The 14,806-nt window shown below is 35.5% G+C and carries 12 protein-coding genes; 4 read left to right on the plus strand and 8 right to left on the minus strand.

What is annotated here, in order from left to right; genetic code table 11:
• Positions 1–4: 4 nt before the first annotated feature.
• Both GGG_RS0102205 and GGG_RS0102210 read left to right on the plus strand, forming a co-directional pair.
• On the plus strand, positions 5–916 hold the full coding sequence (locus GGG_RS0102205) for an alpha/beta fold hydrolase (protein ID WP_010111712.1): 912 nt from the start codon (positions 5–7) through the stop codon (positions 914–916).
• Positions 917–1,356: 440 nt separating this feature from the next.
• Positions 1,357–2,655: an MFS transporter gene (locus GGG_RS0102210; protein WP_010111715.1), complete on the plus strand. Its 1,299-nt coding sequence runs from the start codon at positions 1,357–1,359 to the stop codon at positions 2,653–2,655.
• A gap of 145 nt (positions 2,656–2,800) precedes the next feature.
• On the opposite strand, the gene aspA is transcribed toward GGG_RS0102210, so the two are convergent.
• Positions 2,801–4,258: an aspartate ammonia-lyase gene (gene aspA, locus GGG_RS0102215; protein WP_010111717.1), complete on the minus strand. Its 1,458-nt coding sequence runs from the start codon at positions 4,256–4,258 to the stop codon at positions 2,801–2,803.
• Between the two features lie 366 nt (positions 4,259–4,624).
• Here aspA and putP point away from each other — a divergent pair, with 366 nt between their 5' ends.
• On the plus strand, positions 4,625–6,124 hold the full coding sequence (putP, locus tag GGG_RS0102220; protein WP_010111719.1) for a sodium/proline symporter PutP: 1,500 nt from the start codon (positions 4,625–4,627) through the stop codon (positions 6,122–6,124).
• A gap of 396 nt (positions 6,125–6,520) precedes the next feature.
• On the opposite strand, the gene GGG_RS0102225 is transcribed toward putP, so the two are convergent.
• Positions 6,521–7,009, minus strand: a complete 489-nt coding sequence (locus GGG_RS0102225; protein WP_010111721.1) for an Lrp/AsnC ligand binding domain-containing protein — start codon at positions 7,007–7,009, stop codon at positions 6,521–6,523.
• Positions 7,010–7,130: 121 nt separating this feature from the next.
• Here GGG_RS0102225 and putA point away from each other — a divergent pair, with 121 nt between their 5' ends.
• Positions 7,131–10,892: a trifunctional transcriptional regulator/proline dehydrogenase/L-glutamate gamma-semialdehyde dehydrogenase gene (gene putA, locus GGG_RS0102230; protein ID WP_010111724.1), complete on the plus strand. Its 3,762-nt coding sequence runs from the start codon at positions 7,131–7,133 to the stop codon at positions 10,890–10,892.
• Positions 10,893–11,051: 159 nt separating this feature from the next.
• On the opposite strand, the gene GGG_RS0102235 is transcribed toward putA, so the two are convergent.
• The 6 genes from GGG_RS0102235 to GGG_RS0102255 form a co-directional block, all read right to left on the minus strand.
• Positions 11,052–11,609 carry a TetR/AcrR family transcriptional regulator gene (locus tag GGG_RS0102235; RefSeq protein WP_010111726.1) on the minus strand — a complete coding sequence of 186 codons (558 nt, stop codon included), beginning with the start codon at positions 11,607–11,609 and terminating at the stop codon, positions 11,052–11,054.
• Between the two features lie 52 nt (positions 11,610–11,661).
• Positions 11,662–12,006 (minus strand): SMR family transporter, encoded by a 345-nt coding sequence (locus GGG_RS0102240; RefSeq protein WP_010111728.1) that lies wholly within the window; start codon positions 12,004–12,006, stop codon positions 11,662–11,664.
• A gap of 216 nt (positions 12,007–12,222) precedes the next feature.
• Entirely contained in the window at positions 12,223–12,336 is a 114-nt protein-coding gene (locus GGG_RS21295) for a hypothetical protein (protein WP_227500476.1), read from the minus strand.
• A 397-nt stretch (positions 12,337–12,733) separates the two neighbouring features.
• On the minus strand, positions 12,734–12,856 hold the full coding sequence (locus GGG_RS21520) for a hypothetical protein (protein WP_264650118.1): 123 nt from the start codon (positions 12,854–12,856) through the stop codon (positions 12,734–12,736).
• Positions 12,857–13,365: 509 nt separating this feature from the next.
• Positions 13,366–13,590: a hypothetical protein gene (locus GGG_RS0102250; protein ID WP_010111730.1), complete on the minus strand. Its 225-nt coding sequence runs from the start codon at positions 13,588–13,590 to the stop codon at positions 13,366–13,368.
• 150 nt (positions 13,591–13,740) lie between these two features.
• Positions 13,741–14,748, minus strand: a complete 1,008-nt coding sequence (locus GGG_RS0102255) for an alpha/beta hydrolase (protein ID WP_010111732.1) — start codon at positions 14,746–14,748, stop codon at positions 13,741–13,743.
• Between the last annotated feature and the right edge of the window lie 58 nt (positions 14,749–14,806).

Raw genomic sequence — 14,806 nt, forward strand, 5'->3', positions numbered from 1 at the left:
CAATATGCCATATTACACAATGCCTGATGGTGAACATTTATTTGTTCGTGAAATCGGTCAAGGAGAACCTGTTCTTGTACTTTCAGGTTTAGGTATGCAAAGTTGGCAATGGCTTCCTTTCCTATTACCCAATATTAAACAATATAAATTCTATATCCCCGATTGGCGTGGCTTTGGCGGTTCGAATAACTGTAAAATTCCGCAAGATCTGGATGCGATTCACAATCATTGGCGTGATGTAGAAAGTTTAATTCAACAGATTAATTTAAATGACTTTATTCTCATGGGTTATTCTATGGGTGCGACCACTGCCATGCATGGTATGCAATATGGCAACTTACAGCATCAATTAAAAGCCTATTTACACATTGATCAAACACCTAAAATCCCGACTGACGATACATGGGAATTTGGATTATTTGGCAAAAAACATTCTAAATTTAAACGCTTACTTCAAGACTTCTCCGACTTGCTCCATCAAAATTCAAATTATCGTTTAGTTGATGACTTACCGATTACACCAAGAACTGAATTGGTTCAAATGTGGGCAAATTTTATTAAATTGCAAGGTAGTAATAAAATCAGCCCTTTTATATTTAATTTGGCGTTAAAACATCCACAATTACAAAAATATTTACTGCCAATGAAACGTATGGATTATCTCACTTGGTATATCGATAATTATTTAAATCATGATGAAGATTATCGTGAAGCGATTGCAAAATTGAACTGTCCGACGACCTTTTTTATTGGTGAAAAATCAACTTTGTACCCTGCAACAGGTCAAGTCCAAGTCTCTACAACTTTGAATCATGCAGAAAATGTTATTTTCAAACGATCAGGTCATACACCACTCATCACTGAACCTGTAAAATTTGGTCGTGAAATCTCTGCATTCTTAAATAAAGTAAGTTAAAAATTAAAGAAATTACATTAATTTTAACAATAGATGCATTCAAAAAATAAAAGGTGGCAGAAATTTAGCCACCTTTAGCATTTCAATAACTGTCTAAAACACCTATATATCTAGGCATAAGCAGATTCAACACTTATTTATTCTAAAATTGACCTTTAGATTGCTCATCTATGACACATGTTCATCTATTGCCAGATCATTGCAGATTTAGTATTTTAATAAAAATGATAAAAAAATCACCAATTATTCCTATACAATTCTCACAATATGAAAATAAAAACAAGAATAAAAGTGCATACTTTTTTAGATGAATATGTTTTTAGCTGTATTTTTTTGTTCAAAATAAAAATACCTAAAATATTTAAACCTAAAATAACAAAAGTTTGAGAATCCCTGCCATTTTCGAAACACAAGATTTATCACAACGATAAGGATATTTTATGAGTGAAACACATAACTATCACCCACATGAAAAGCGTGATCGTGTCATGGCAATTGTTGGGGCTGCTTCGGGGAATTTAGTCGAATGGTTTGATTTCTATATCTATGCCGCATTTGCAATCTATTTCACCCACGCTTTAACTGCACCCGATATGAGTGACGCCTCTAAAGCAATTTATGTATGGGGCGTTTTCGCTGCCAGTTTCTTTATGCGTCCTCTTGGTAGTTGGTTATTTGGATGGATTGGAGATACCTATGGTCGTAAAAAATCCATGATTATTTCCATCACATTGATGGCCATCAGTTCATTTTTATTTGCAGCTCTACCTACTTATGAACAAGTTGGGATGGCCGCTCCATTCTTATTACTTGCAGTTCGTTTACTTCAAGGGCTTTCTGTTGGTGGTGAATATGGCACAGTAGCAACTTATATGAGTGAGGTTGCACTCAAAGGACAGCGTGGTTTTTACTCTTCTTTTCAATATGTTACGTTATCAGGAGGTCAGCTTCTTGCCAGTGCCTTAGGCGTACTCATGTTGGCGTTGATGTCTAAAGAGCAATTGATGGATGGCGGATGGCGTATTCCTTTTATCGTAGGTGGGGTCGTTGCAATTTTATCGTTCTTTGCTCGTCGTCATTTAAAAGAAACACTGTCTGAAGATGAAAGTAAAAAAGAAGGTTCAGGAAGTTTAAAAGAGTTATTTAAACATAACTGGAAAACATTCCTTTTGGTTGTTGGTTATACCTCTGCTGGTTCACTTTGTTTCTACATCATTACCGTTTATTCAAAAACCTACATCACCAGTTTAGGTTTTGACGATAAAACGGTGGGTTATATGATGACCATTGCACTCTTTGTCTTTATGTGTGCTCAACCTTTATTCGGAATACTTTCAGATCGAATTGGACGCCGTGCATCCATGATGTTGTTTAGTATCACTTGTGCAATTTTCATCTACCCTGTGATGGTTATTGCGATGCCGTACTTCCACAATTCGGCAGTGATTGTGACACTATTACTGATATTCCTTATGTTCTTACTTAGCTTCTATACTTCGATCAGCGGATTGGTTAAAGCAGAAATGTTCCCTCCGTATATTCGCGCCTTAGGTGTAGGTTTTGCTTATGCTGTGGGTAATGCAATATTTGGTGGTTCGGCGCCTGCGGTCGCATTAAAACTGAAAGACATAGGAATGGAAAATACATTTTTCGTTTATGTAATTGTGATGCTCATTATTTGTTTATTCTGTAGTATGCAGTTGCCAAAACAACCTAAATATCTACATCATGATCATTAACGCCAACATATATTGCTCGTTATGATTTAAAACAATAAAGGTCTGTTTATACAGGCCTTTATTATGTAATACTTAAAATAATCTAAACAATAAAAACGACACCGAAGTGCCGTTTAAACATGTCTATTATTTTTAGCTAAAACAATTAACCTGCTTTTTCAACTTCTTCATACGGTTGAACTGCAATTTCAGAAAGCATATTCTCAAACGAGAAGATTTGATCTAGTTGTTCTTGGGTTAACAATCCTTGCTCAAGTACTACTTCTTGAATGGTTTTATTCTCAGCAATACATTGTTTACCGATTTCATCACATTTTGCATGACCTAAAATAGGGTCAAGTAATGTGATGATACCAACACTGCGCATCACTGAACCAAAACAAGTTTGTTCGTTGGCAACAACACCTTGGATACATTTTTCATCCAAAGTCTGGATACCATTGATTAACAATTCAATAGATTCATTTAACGAAACTGCAATCACTGGCTCCATCACATTCAGTTGCAATTGCCCTGCTTCTGCTGCAAAAGTAATCGTTAGATCATTACCAATCACTTTAAAAGCAATTTGATTTACCACTTCTGGAATCACTGGATTCACTTTTGCAGGCATAATCGATGAACCAGCTTGTAATTCTGGTAGACGAATTTCCCATAAACCTGTACGCGGCCCAGAACTGAGTAACCGTAAATCATTACAAATTTTAGAAAGTTTAACGGCTAAGCGTTTTAGTGTACTTGAAAGTAAAATAAATACACCACAGTCACTTGTCGCTTCTACATAATCTTCCGCACCAATTAAATTTAAACCTGTGATTAATTTTAAGTTTTGATTGACTTGTGCAGCATAACCATGTGGTGTATTTACACCAGTACCAATCGCTGTAGCACCTAAATTAATTTCTAATAATAATTCACGCGTTTTTTTAATTAAACGTACATCTTCTTTTAATAAGGTTGCAAAGGCATGAAACTCTTGTCCTAAAGTCATTGGTACTGCATCTTGTAATTGAGTGCGTCCCATTTTTAAAACATGTTGGAATTCAGCCGATTTAATAAGCAATGAGTGAATTAATTGATTTATTTTTTCAAATAATAAATCCAATGAATAATAAGTCGCTAAACGTAATGCTGTTGGATAAACATCATTGGTTGATTGTGATTTATTTACATGATCATTCGGGTGGATAATGTCATACCGACCTTTGGAATAGCCTAGAGATTCTAAGGCAATATTTGCAATCACCTCATTCGCATTCATATTGATTGATGTACCTGCACCACCTTGAAACACATCTGACGGAAACGACTCTCGCCATTGTTCAGGGTGCTGAATCAATTGATCACAGGCATTTTGTATAGCCTTACTGGTTTCTGCTGAAATTTTATCAAATTGCTGATTGGTTTGCGCAGAAGCCTTTTTCACTTGCGCCAATGCACGGATAAAAAAACTCTGTTCTCCAACCGTATGTTTAGAGATTTTAAAGTTTTCTAAGGCTCTGATCGTGTGTATACCGTAATAACTATCTAATGGTACTTCTTTAGCACCCAGTAAATCTTTTTCTATTCTCGTTGTTTCTGCTTGAACCGTTTCTAATTCCATTTGCATTTACTCTAATAATGCACTGTAGGTGTGCAACAGCTAAATCATATTCCTTTTAATCTGTTTCTGTATTAGCAAAATACATCTTTTCGATAAAATTTCTTATTGGAATATTAATACATGTAGCCTTTGTAACTTTGTGTAAAGTTGATATTTAGACAATATTTTTCCTGATGAAAAAATAATCCATTCTGCTCGATATTTTCAATTGTATCTAAATGTACATTCAGATACATAATGCTCTCATAATCACCCTATAAAAATTACAGCGATTTTTTTTCATTTTATGGAAGAATCTGCACCTAAATGTGTAGCTATAAAAAAATAATGCTTGGATAATATGTCCCAAATGGAAAAGGATTGATTATGGACTCACTTAACCCCACAGTGGTTACTTTTATTTTTTATATCATCGCAATGGTTTGTATTGGATTATATGCATATAGAAGAACCACAGATTTCTCAGATTATATTTTGGGTGGTCGAAGCTTAGGTAGCTTTGTAACTGCACTTTCAGCAGGTGCTTCTGACATGAGTGGTTGGTTACTCATGGGCTTGCCGGGCGCAATTTATCTTACGGGGCTCTCTGAATCATGGATTGCAATTGGTTTAATCATCGGTGCATGGTTCAACTGGTATTTAGTTGCAGGACGTTTACGTGTACATACGGAAGTCCAGAATAATGCACTCACCTTACCCGATTATTTTACCAGTCGTTTTGGAGATAAAAAGAAAGTTCTTCGCATTATCTCGGCATTGGTAATTCTAATCTTTTTCGGTATTTATTGTGCATCGGGTATGGTTGCAGGCGCACGATTATTCGAAAGTATTTTTGCGATGGATTACACCACTGCACTATGGGTAAGTGCGATTGCAACAATGAGTTATGTTTGTATTGGCGGTTTCTTAGCGATTAGCTGGACAGATACTTTCCAAGCAGGCTTAATGATTTTTGCACTGTTGCTTGCACCGATTATGACTTTCTTAGCGATTGGTGATCTACAACATGTAAACCAATTAATCGAAACTGCTCGCCCACACGCTGCCAGTATGTTTAGTGGTGTAAGTGCTATTGCGATCATTTCATCAATGGCTTGGGGATTAGGTTATTTTGGTCAACCTCATATTTTAGTGCGTTTCATGGCAGCAGATTCGGTAAAATCGATTCCAAATGCACGTCGCATTGGTATGGCTTGGATGATTCTTTGCTTAGCAGGTGCTGTTGCTGTGGGTTATGTTGGTATTGCATATTTCCAAGCAAATCCTGATATTCCTGCTGCTGCAATCGTGGCAAAAAACCCTGAAACTGTGTTTATGGAATTGACTAAAGTTCTATTTAATCCATGGGTTGCAGGTGTAATTTTAGCAGCAATTTTAGCCGCTGTAATGAGTACACTCAGCTGTCAGCTTTTAGTTTGTTCAAGTGCATTAACTGAAGATTTATACAAAGCGTTTTTACGTAAAAATGCTTCGCAAAAAGAATTGGTTTGGGTTGGACGTTTCATGGTATTTGCAATTGCTGTATTAGCGATTTTGTTAGCCATGAACCCTGAAAGTAAAGTGCTTGGTTTAGTTTCATACGCTTGGGCTGGTTTTGGTGCTGCATTTGGTCCATTGATTATTCTTTCAGTGTTTTGGAAGCGTATGACTTTAAATGGCGCATTAGTCGGTATGATCGTTGGTGCGGTAACGGTTATTCTTTGGAAAAACACCATGGCCGATACGGGTTTATATGAAATCGTACCGGGCTTCATCTTGTCCTTTATCAGCATCGTGGTTGTCAGTTTAATGGGCAAAGCGCCACAACAGGATGTTGTTGATCGTTTTGAAAAAGCTGAACAAATCTATGATCGTGAAATGAATTAAGTAATAACTTAGGGTCTGTTGACATTTCATAAATGGCTTGCGTTGTAGGCTAAAATTGAGCAGACGAGGAATGAAACGAAGAGAATAGCGAGACTATTTTCAAGTTTCATAACGAAGGCTGAGATAATTTTAGCCACAACCCTTCGGGACTAGAGTGTTTTTTGACGCTACGTTGTTGTGAACTACTCATTTAGAATGACTAAATTTCGTATTTCACGCCTAGTATCGCCTAAAAAACACTCATAGTCGCAAACATAGACGAATTGTCTACAGACCCTAATAATTTAAAATAAATTTTAGGGGCGCAAGCCCCTTTAATTTTGAATATTGAAAATAAAACCTGTAGCTATAGTTGAATTTACTAGATCGATAATATGTACATGCACAATAACGACCTTACTTAATTTTATTATTCAAATAAATCTGCGAACTGTCTTTAATCACTTCCATCACTGGATAGCTTCGTGTTTCTTTTACTCCGGGCAATTGCCATAGAATTTGACCTGAAATACGTCGAAACTCTTCCATATTCTTACAGCGAATTTTCACCAGAAAATCAAACCCTCCACTAATCATATGACACGCCATGATTTCTGGATATTGCACAACAGCATACGAAAATTCATCTAAAACATTGGGTGTTGTTTTATCTAAAAGAATTTCCACAAAAACCACAAAATTCGAATTTAGCTTCTCATAATTGAGTTTAGCTTCGTAACCTAGAATAAAACCTTCATTCCCCAACTTTTGCACTCTTGCCAAAGCCGCAGTCGGTGACAGGTTCACCGCTTCTGCAAGTTTGATATTGGAAATACGACCATCTTTTTGCAAGATATCTAAAATTTTAATATCTATACGGTCTAGGCTTAAAATATCGCTATTCATATGAATTATTCTCTAAAAAATAGGGAAATTATAGTGAGTTATTCGTTAAATATTTTGTAATCATAAATTATATAAAGTTGTAAATTCAACTCAAAGTTTTAACAAGTCACAGGATGTTGACATGAGTAGCATTGAAAGTTTCCCTCATACCGATTACGCTCCCGCTAGTTTAGATTATATTACTGAATTCAAAGATAAAAATGATCATGAAGTAGCAATCAACACTGCATGGCGTCGCTCTGAGCCTGAGTGTGTAGAACATTTGCTAGAACAGACGCAAATTGATCAAGAATTGAATCAAAAAATTTATGATATTGCTTTCAATTTAGCGCATAGTTTGCGTGATCGCAAAAGTTCATCGGGTAAAGCAGGGATCGTTCAAGGCTTATTACAAGAGTTTTCGCTTTCTTCACAGGAAGGCATTGCGCTCATGTGTTTGGCTGAAGCTTTGTTGCGTATTCCAGACAGTGCAACACGTGATTTACTCATCCGTGACAAAATAAATCAAGGCAATTGGAAAGATCATTTAGGTCAAAGTAACTTGATGTTCGTCAATGCTGCGGCTTGGGGCTTAATGCTCACAGGCAAATTGATGGAAACACCAAAACAAACCAGTCTTTCAAGTATTTTAACCTCTCTCCTTGCCCGTACTGGTAAAGGCATCATCCGTAAAGCTGTTGATGTCGCTATGCGCATGATGGGCGAACAGTTTGTCACAGGTGAAACCATTGAAGAGGCTTTGGATCATGCCAAAGTGCTTGAAGACAAAGGTTTCCGCTATTCTTATGACATGTTAGGTGAAGCAGCACTGACTGAACATGACGCTGATCGTTATTTTGAAGATTATACCCAAGCGATTCATGCGATTGGTAAAGCATCTGAAGGTAAAGATGTTTACTCAGGTCCGGGTATTTCTATCAAACTTTCCGCTTTACACCCTCGTTATCAACGTTCACAAATTGAACGTGTGCATCAAGAGCTTTACCCTAGAATTTTAAATTTAGCACTGCTCGCTAAAACCTACGATATTGGTTTAAACATTGATGCAGAAGAAACGGAACGTTTAGAGCTTTCGTTGGAACTTTTAGAGCGTTTATGTTTTGAGCCTCAACTCGATGGCTGGAAAGGTATTGGTTTTGTCATCCAAGCTTACCAAAAACGTTGCTTCTATTTAGTTGATTATATTGTTGATCTGGCAAAACGTAGCAATAAGCGTCTGATGATCCGTTTGGTGAAAGGTGCATATTGGGACAGCGAAATTAAAAAAGCTCAAATTGATGGTATGTCCGACTACCCTGTGTTTACACGTAAAGTACATACTGATTTGTCATATATTGCCTGTGCTAAAAAGTTGTTGGCAGCGCCTGAAAATATCTATCCGCAATTTGCGACGCATAATGCGCAAACACTGGCTACAATTTATGAACTTGCAGATCCGAGTAATTATCATGCAGGACAATATGAATTCCAATGCCTACATGGCATGGGCGAACCACTGTATGAGCAAGTCGTTGGTAAAAAGTCTGATAATAAATTAGGCGTGCCTTGTCGTATTTATGCACCTGTAGGAAATCACGAAACATTATTGGCGTACTTAGTTCGTCGTTTGTTAGAAAATGGTGCCAATACTTCTTTTGTAAATCGTATTGCTGATAAAAATATTAAAATCGAAGACTTGATTGAAAATCCAACTCAAGAAATTTTAGCAACCGCACAAAAAGAACATGCGGTTGGCTTAAAGCACCCTGCTATTCCATTACCACAAGATCTTTACCAAGGTATTCGCCAAAATTCTAAAGGTATTGACTTAGCCAATGACAGTGAATTAGCTGAACTGAATCAGGTTGTTCAGCAATATTCACATCATCAATGGAATAGTTATAGCTTAGTTGACAACTTAGATGTACAAGATTTGTCAGAACAAAATACTCAAGAAATTCGCAATCCATCGAACCATGACGATCTTGTCGGTTATGTGATTGAAGCAGAAACAGCTCAGGTTGATTTAGCGCTGAACAATGCACATCAAGCTTTTGAGAATTGGAAGAATACAGACAAAGATTTTCGTGCAGATGCGCTATTAAAAGCTGCTGATATCATGGAATCACGTATACAAGAGCTGATGGTTTTGCTGTGTCGTGAAAGTGGTAAAACCTATAGCAATGGTATTGCTGAAGTTCGTGAAGCTGTTGATTTCCTACGTTATTATGCTGCTCAAATGCAACACATTTCAGAAGACGTACAACTCAAGCCACTCGGTACAATTCTATGTATCAGCCCTTGGAATTTCCCATTGGCTATTTTTACAGGACAAGTTGCAGCAGCATTGGTTGCGGGCAATACTGTCATTGCAAAACCTGCTGAACAAACCCCTTTGATTGCAGCACAGGCGATTCAAATATTATGGGAAGCTGGCATACCGCAAGCAGTAGTACAACTTCTACCAGGTCGTGGTGAAACAGTTGGCGCTCAACTCAGTCAAGATGAACGTATTCAAGGTATTATGTTTACGGGTTCAACTGAAGTTGCGAAAATCCTGCAAAAGACTTTGTCACAACGCATCAGCCCATCAGGTCAAGCGATTCCTTTAATTGCTGAAACTGGTGGACAAAATGCCATGATCGTAGACTCATCTGCACTCACTGAACAAGTGGTGATTGATGCAGTGAACTCAGCTTTCGATAGCGCAGGTCAACGTTGTTCTGCCCTACGCATTTTATGTGTACAAGAAGATAATGCTGCGACATTAATCAAAATGTTAAAAGGTGCAATGCAACAATTGAAAATGGGCAATCCTGTTGCGTTAAAAACCGACATTGGCCCTGTGATTGATTTCGAAGCACAGCAAAACATTGAAAAACATATTGAAAACATGCGTAGCAAAGGTTATCCAGTACATCAACTTGCTGAAAATACCCCAAGCAGTGACTTAAACCAAGGCACGTTTATTGTTCCAACACTGATCGAATTGCCGAATTTAAATGATTTACAACGTGAAGTGTTTGGCCCTGTATTACACATCATCACTTATAAATATGGTGAGTTAAAACAATTATTGAATCAAATCAATAGTAAAGGTTATGGTCTAACCATGGGCTTACATACTCGTATTGATGAAACTATTCAAACTACAATTGAACATGCCGAAGTTGGAAATTTATACATTAACCGCAATATCGTCGGTGCTGTTGTCGGTGTGCAACCTTTTGGTGGTGAAGGCTTATCAGGTACTGGCCCTAAAGCAGGTGGTCCGATTTATTTGTATAAATTGTTGCAACACAGCGAATTACCAAAAAAACCATTTGGTACTTTAAAGAATATTGCTGAGCAATTTGGACTTAAAGCTCCTGAAATGCACAGTCAGTTTAAAACATGGGTTGCACAAAACTATCCGCAACATACTTTGCAACATTATCAATCACCTATTGCGCTGTATGAACTTCCTGGTCCTACGGGTGAATTGAACCAATATCAAGTGGTTGCGAGATCTCATGTATTGGCAATTTCGAATGATGAATATGGATTATTGAACCAATTCAATGCAATTTTAGCGGTTGGAGCGAAGGTCTGTATTTTGAATGATCACGCACTTGCGCTTAAAATGATTCAAAGCATGCCAAAAGCACTCAAGCAACAATTTACCATGACCAATGATCTAAAATCAGGTGAGTTCGATGCAGTGATTCATCAAGATTCTTCGAAAAACTTAATGCGATTACAAAGTATTCTTGCGCAACGACAAGGTGCAATAATCGGCATTACTCATCTCAATGATCCAAGTGAATCTATTCCGCTTGAACGGTTAGTGATTGAACGTGCGATTAGCATTAATACCGCAGCCGCAGGTGGTAATGCCAGTTTAATGACTTTGGATAATGTCTGATTTCTCAGTTATTTATTGAAAAGTAAATGAACAAGAAATAAATAAGCTAGAAATAACACTCATTTAATTTGTTAAAATGCATCTTAAATGAGTAAAACCAAGTCAATCATCATTGGCTTGGTTTTTTTAATTTATATCGATGATACATAAATTATGTTCTTATTCTTTTGGATAAGTTCTTAGAAGCAATTCTTGTTTTATTGTCTCATAATCCTCTTGCGGCTCTGGTATTAAACCTTCAATAAACCATGCACCATCTGCTGCATAGCGTAAAATTTTTAAATCAAAAGATTGATCTGTTGTAACATGTTGAGTTAAACGATGGTCTAACCATTGATACCACATTTCACTAAAAGATTTATCGGTCATCACCGTCATACATAAAGCACCCCATGCAGAGTTTAAACCGACACTGGAACTTAGAGTGACTTCAATATATGCTCGAGTAAAACAGCCGTACTCAACAGGATCATTTTCAATTTTAGTGCTGATTTCTCTATCTAATTGATTAATTAACTCTTCAAGCATGGCCTTAATCAAAATTTGCTTATTGGCAAAATGATGAAACACACCACCTTTGGTGATGCCTGCCATCGTTGCCACGCTTTGAATAGACATACCTTGCACACCATTTTCGGCTGCAAGCTGAATTGCACTGTCTAAAATTAATTGCTTGATGCGTTCTGGGTCTTTTTTACGTTGATGTGGATTTTCCATCTTTCTATCTCCCGCCAATTCTATTTTCACCTAAACTGTTGGACTAATAATGTTAATGACCAGTTGAAGCTGAAAATAAATTAATGACCACCACACCCGATACAATTAAACCAATTCCAATCATTGCGGCAGCATCAAGACTTTGCTTAAACACAAAATAGCCAATAATTGCAGTTAAAATAATCCCCACACCTGCCCAAATTGCATAAGCGATACCTAAAGGAATCACTTTAATCACTTGTGACAATAGATAGAAAGCTAAACTAAACAATACAATCACAGCCAAAGAAGGCCATAATTTTGTAAAGCCTTCTGATTTGACTAAAAATGTTGAACCTGTCACTTCTGAAATGATCGCGAAGCCCAATAAAATATATGCGAATAATAAAGAATTCATCACCACGACTCAATTAACATACCAGTTGGTTGGTATGTTAATTGAGTATGCAAGAAAAACCAAACTTTAAATAGAAATTATTTTGCTAAAAATATTAAAAATAGGTAAATACTCATATTTTTTTTAAATTGCTATAAAAATAAAAAGTATGGATTAAGCCAATAAAAAAGGAGAAATGTTTAGTAAACATTTCTCCTTTTAGAATAATTTTCTTTATTAACTGGGGTTAACAAAATAGAAAAAAGACACCAACACCATAAGAATGGTAATTGATAAGAGTAAATACGTATTTAAGTTATTGAAACTTCTAATAAATTTTAATATTTCCATTATATGACATCACAAAACAAATCCTGATTTATTTTATAATACTTTGTTATAATTTGTAATATTTTTAGAAATAAAAATAGCAAAAAAATTAAATTTTCCTTAAAAAGATTATACCTTAGTCGTATATTTTTACTGAGCATATGAAAACAACACATAAGATATAAAATAAATAAGAATCATTATTATTTATCGTTTGATAAAATAGTTCAGCCTCATTCCAAAACACTTATTGATAAAACGGCGATTAAAGATCAAAAATTTCTCATTTAACAAAACAAAAAGAACGTGAATTTTATATTTTCTAGATTAAAAAAATTTTCTACTATTCCAAACATGAATAAGAAAACTTCGTGATTTACACGAAGTTCTCAAATAGCTTTTAAATACAATTTATTAGTTAAGCTAAAGAATTTTCACTTTCTGCAGATTTACTGTGTTTAGCTTCTGCTTTTTTCGCTTTAACTTTTTTATAGCAATATCCAGCTATAAGACCAACACCGATAATTTTTAAAAGTTTCATACATCACCTTAAGACTGACTCATTGAAATCTGTATTTAGAATCTAACACTTTTAACTGTGTCCTTCTGAGACCTTTTTGCTAGCCTTTTGTATGAAATGCGACCTTTATGTATTTAGAAGATCCATTGATATTTAGATTTGTTTGCGAAATAGTTTTATCGCAAAATAACGATTTTTTATAATGATAAAACAAGTATATAGGGAAAAAATGATAAAGATAGGAACTGAATATATTTCCAAAATAACTATAAATTATTGATTTTATTTCTAAAAAATCCCAAAACTTTTATGCAAAAAAGTCTAAGATTTTTTCAAAGGAGAATTAAAGCGAACTATATCTCAAGTAATTGAAATTTATTATTTTATGAATAACTGTTTATAAATAAAGATTTGATTTGGAAATGTGTTTAGAACTTTGTATTAGGATAAGTAACTGATTAAATTTAAAAAAATGGATATATTGTTCTTGGATCAAGCCAAAATCAACATATCCTATGCACAGTCTTAACTTACTTGACTAAAAAGTGATGTTTCTCTGTCACCATCTTAATTTTAATATCTTTATAAAATCTAAGCATTGGATCTTCTTGATCTTTCTTAAGTGCATTCACAAATTTATCTTCATTCATCAATTTTGAAAACGTTTTATAGCCTATTTCTAATATTTGAGGTTTTTGACCAGATTCTAAAAATTCGTCAATACGTTTATTCACTTTTTTGACACTAATATCCATCGATTCAACTCTTTAGGCTTTTCTATAGATATAACATCCTTTTATGACAGTTTGGTTTAAATGGAAAAATTATGACGAATTTATTGCTATAGAAAAATGGTCAAAGGCGCATTCTAGAATATTGAAATATATAGCATAAATATGAAGTCATTATGATATGCCTTCTTGGGTCTGACGATATTGTTCTATAAATTGAATGGTCTTATCAAAAGTCTGTCGACTGGCTTTATTGATCAAGAAAAATTGATATTCATGCACTAACCATTCTTTCGAATTTGGATAAAATACAGCTTCCACAGGTATCTTTTTTTCTTGTAATGCTTTTACAAATGGCATCGATTGCGTATCTGTCAGAAAATCTTTATTGCCACCACTAATAAAGACGGGTGGATATTGCAAAGTGAGATGCTGTGCAGGAGAAATGCGTTTTAAATAGTCGGCATTGTCTTTTTGATTGCCTGTATATGCTTGAACAAGCGTATTCACGCCCCATTCGATCAACTTCATTTCATCAGGTGCAGTATTCACAAAAGCATTCATATCATAAATTCCACAATGCAAGATCAATCCTTTCAACTGATTTGCTTGAATCTTTACTGTGAATTCTGATTGTTGCGCAAACGTGGGGTTACTAAGCAAGGCTGCGTAATGACTGGCAAGATTTGCACCTGCAGAGTCCCCTGCTAAAAACATTTGATTTGTATCAATATTATATTGTTTTGAATGTTGGGTTAGAAACGCCAAGGCATTGTTAATTTCATGCAGTTGCGTTGGATACACAGCTTCAGGCGCAAAGGTATATTGTACCGAAACGACATTATAACCTTGCGCTGCTAGTAATTTAAAATATCCTCTCGCTTTATCTTTGGCACCAGATACCCAACCACCACCATGAATCCAAACAATGGTTGGTCGTTTTCCAAGTTGTTGTATATCTTTACTTTGATAAATATCTAAACTGAGTTGAGGGTCTTTTTGATAACTTACATTAGCTGTAACAAACACATCTTCAGGAGCAAAATGATCTAAAAATAATCGCTGAAAATGCGTTGATGTATCAAATGCGGTAGCAATCACTTTGCTATTGGTCTGTACATTTTGGCAACCAGAAAGTGTAAGTACTAACATAAAAGACTTGAGGAGATTGGATAAATGCATGGTTAACCTTCAATACCGAAAATTAGAATCAAATATCGGTAAATATTTATGGCTCTAG

It is taken from the genome of Acinetobacter sp. P8-3-8 (assembly GCF_000214135.1).
Lineage (GTDB): Bacteria > Pseudomonadota > Gammaproteobacteria > Pseudomonadales > Moraxellaceae > Acinetobacter.

Excerpts from the sequence above, each read along its gene's own strand:
- GGG_RS0102205 (WP_010111712.1), top strand. The coding sequence starts at position 5 with ATGCCATATTACACAATGCCTGATGGTGAACATTTATTTGTTCGTGAA.
- GGG_RS0102210 (WP_010111715.1), top strand. The coding sequence starts at position 1,357 with ATGAGTGAAACACATAACTATCACCCACATGAAAAGCGTGATCGTGTC.
- aspA (WP_010111717.1), bottom strand. The coding sequence starts at position 4,258 with ATGGAATTAGAAACGGTTCAAGCAGAAACAACGAGAATAGAAAAAGAT.
- putP (WP_010111719.1), top strand. The coding sequence starts at position 4,625 with ATGGACTCACTTAACCCCACAGTGGTTACTTTTATTTTTTATATCATC.
- GGG_RS0102225 (WP_010111721.1), bottom strand. The coding sequence starts at position 7,009 with ATGAATAGCGATATTTTAAGCCTAGACCGTATAGATATTAAAATTTTA.
- putA (WP_010111724.1), top strand. The coding sequence starts at position 7,131 with ATGAGTAGCATTGAAAGTTTCCCTCATACCGATTACGCTCCCGCTAGT.
- GGG_RS0102235 (WP_010111726.1), bottom strand. The coding sequence starts at position 11,609 with ATGGAAAATCCACATCAACGTAAAAAAGACCCAGAACGCATCAAGCAA.
- GGG_RS0102240 (WP_010111728.1), bottom strand. The coding sequence starts at position 12,006 with ATGAATTCTTTATTATTCGCATATATTTTATTGGGCTTCGCGATCATT.
- GGG_RS21295 (WP_227500476.1), bottom strand. The coding sequence starts at position 12,336 with ATGGAAATATTAAAATTTATTAGAAGTTTCAATAACTTAAATACGTAT.
- GGG_RS21520 (WP_264650118.1), bottom strand. The coding sequence starts at position 12,856 with ATGAAACTTTTAAAAATTATCGGTGTTGGTCTTATAGCTGGATATTGC.
- GGG_RS0102250 (WP_010111730.1), bottom strand. The coding sequence starts at position 13,590 with ATGGATATTAGTGTCAAAAAAGTGAATAAACGTATTGACGAATTTTTA.
- GGG_RS0102255 (WP_010111732.1), bottom strand. The coding sequence starts at position 14,748 with ATGCATTTATCCAATCTCCTCAAGTCTTTTATGTTAGTACTTACACTT.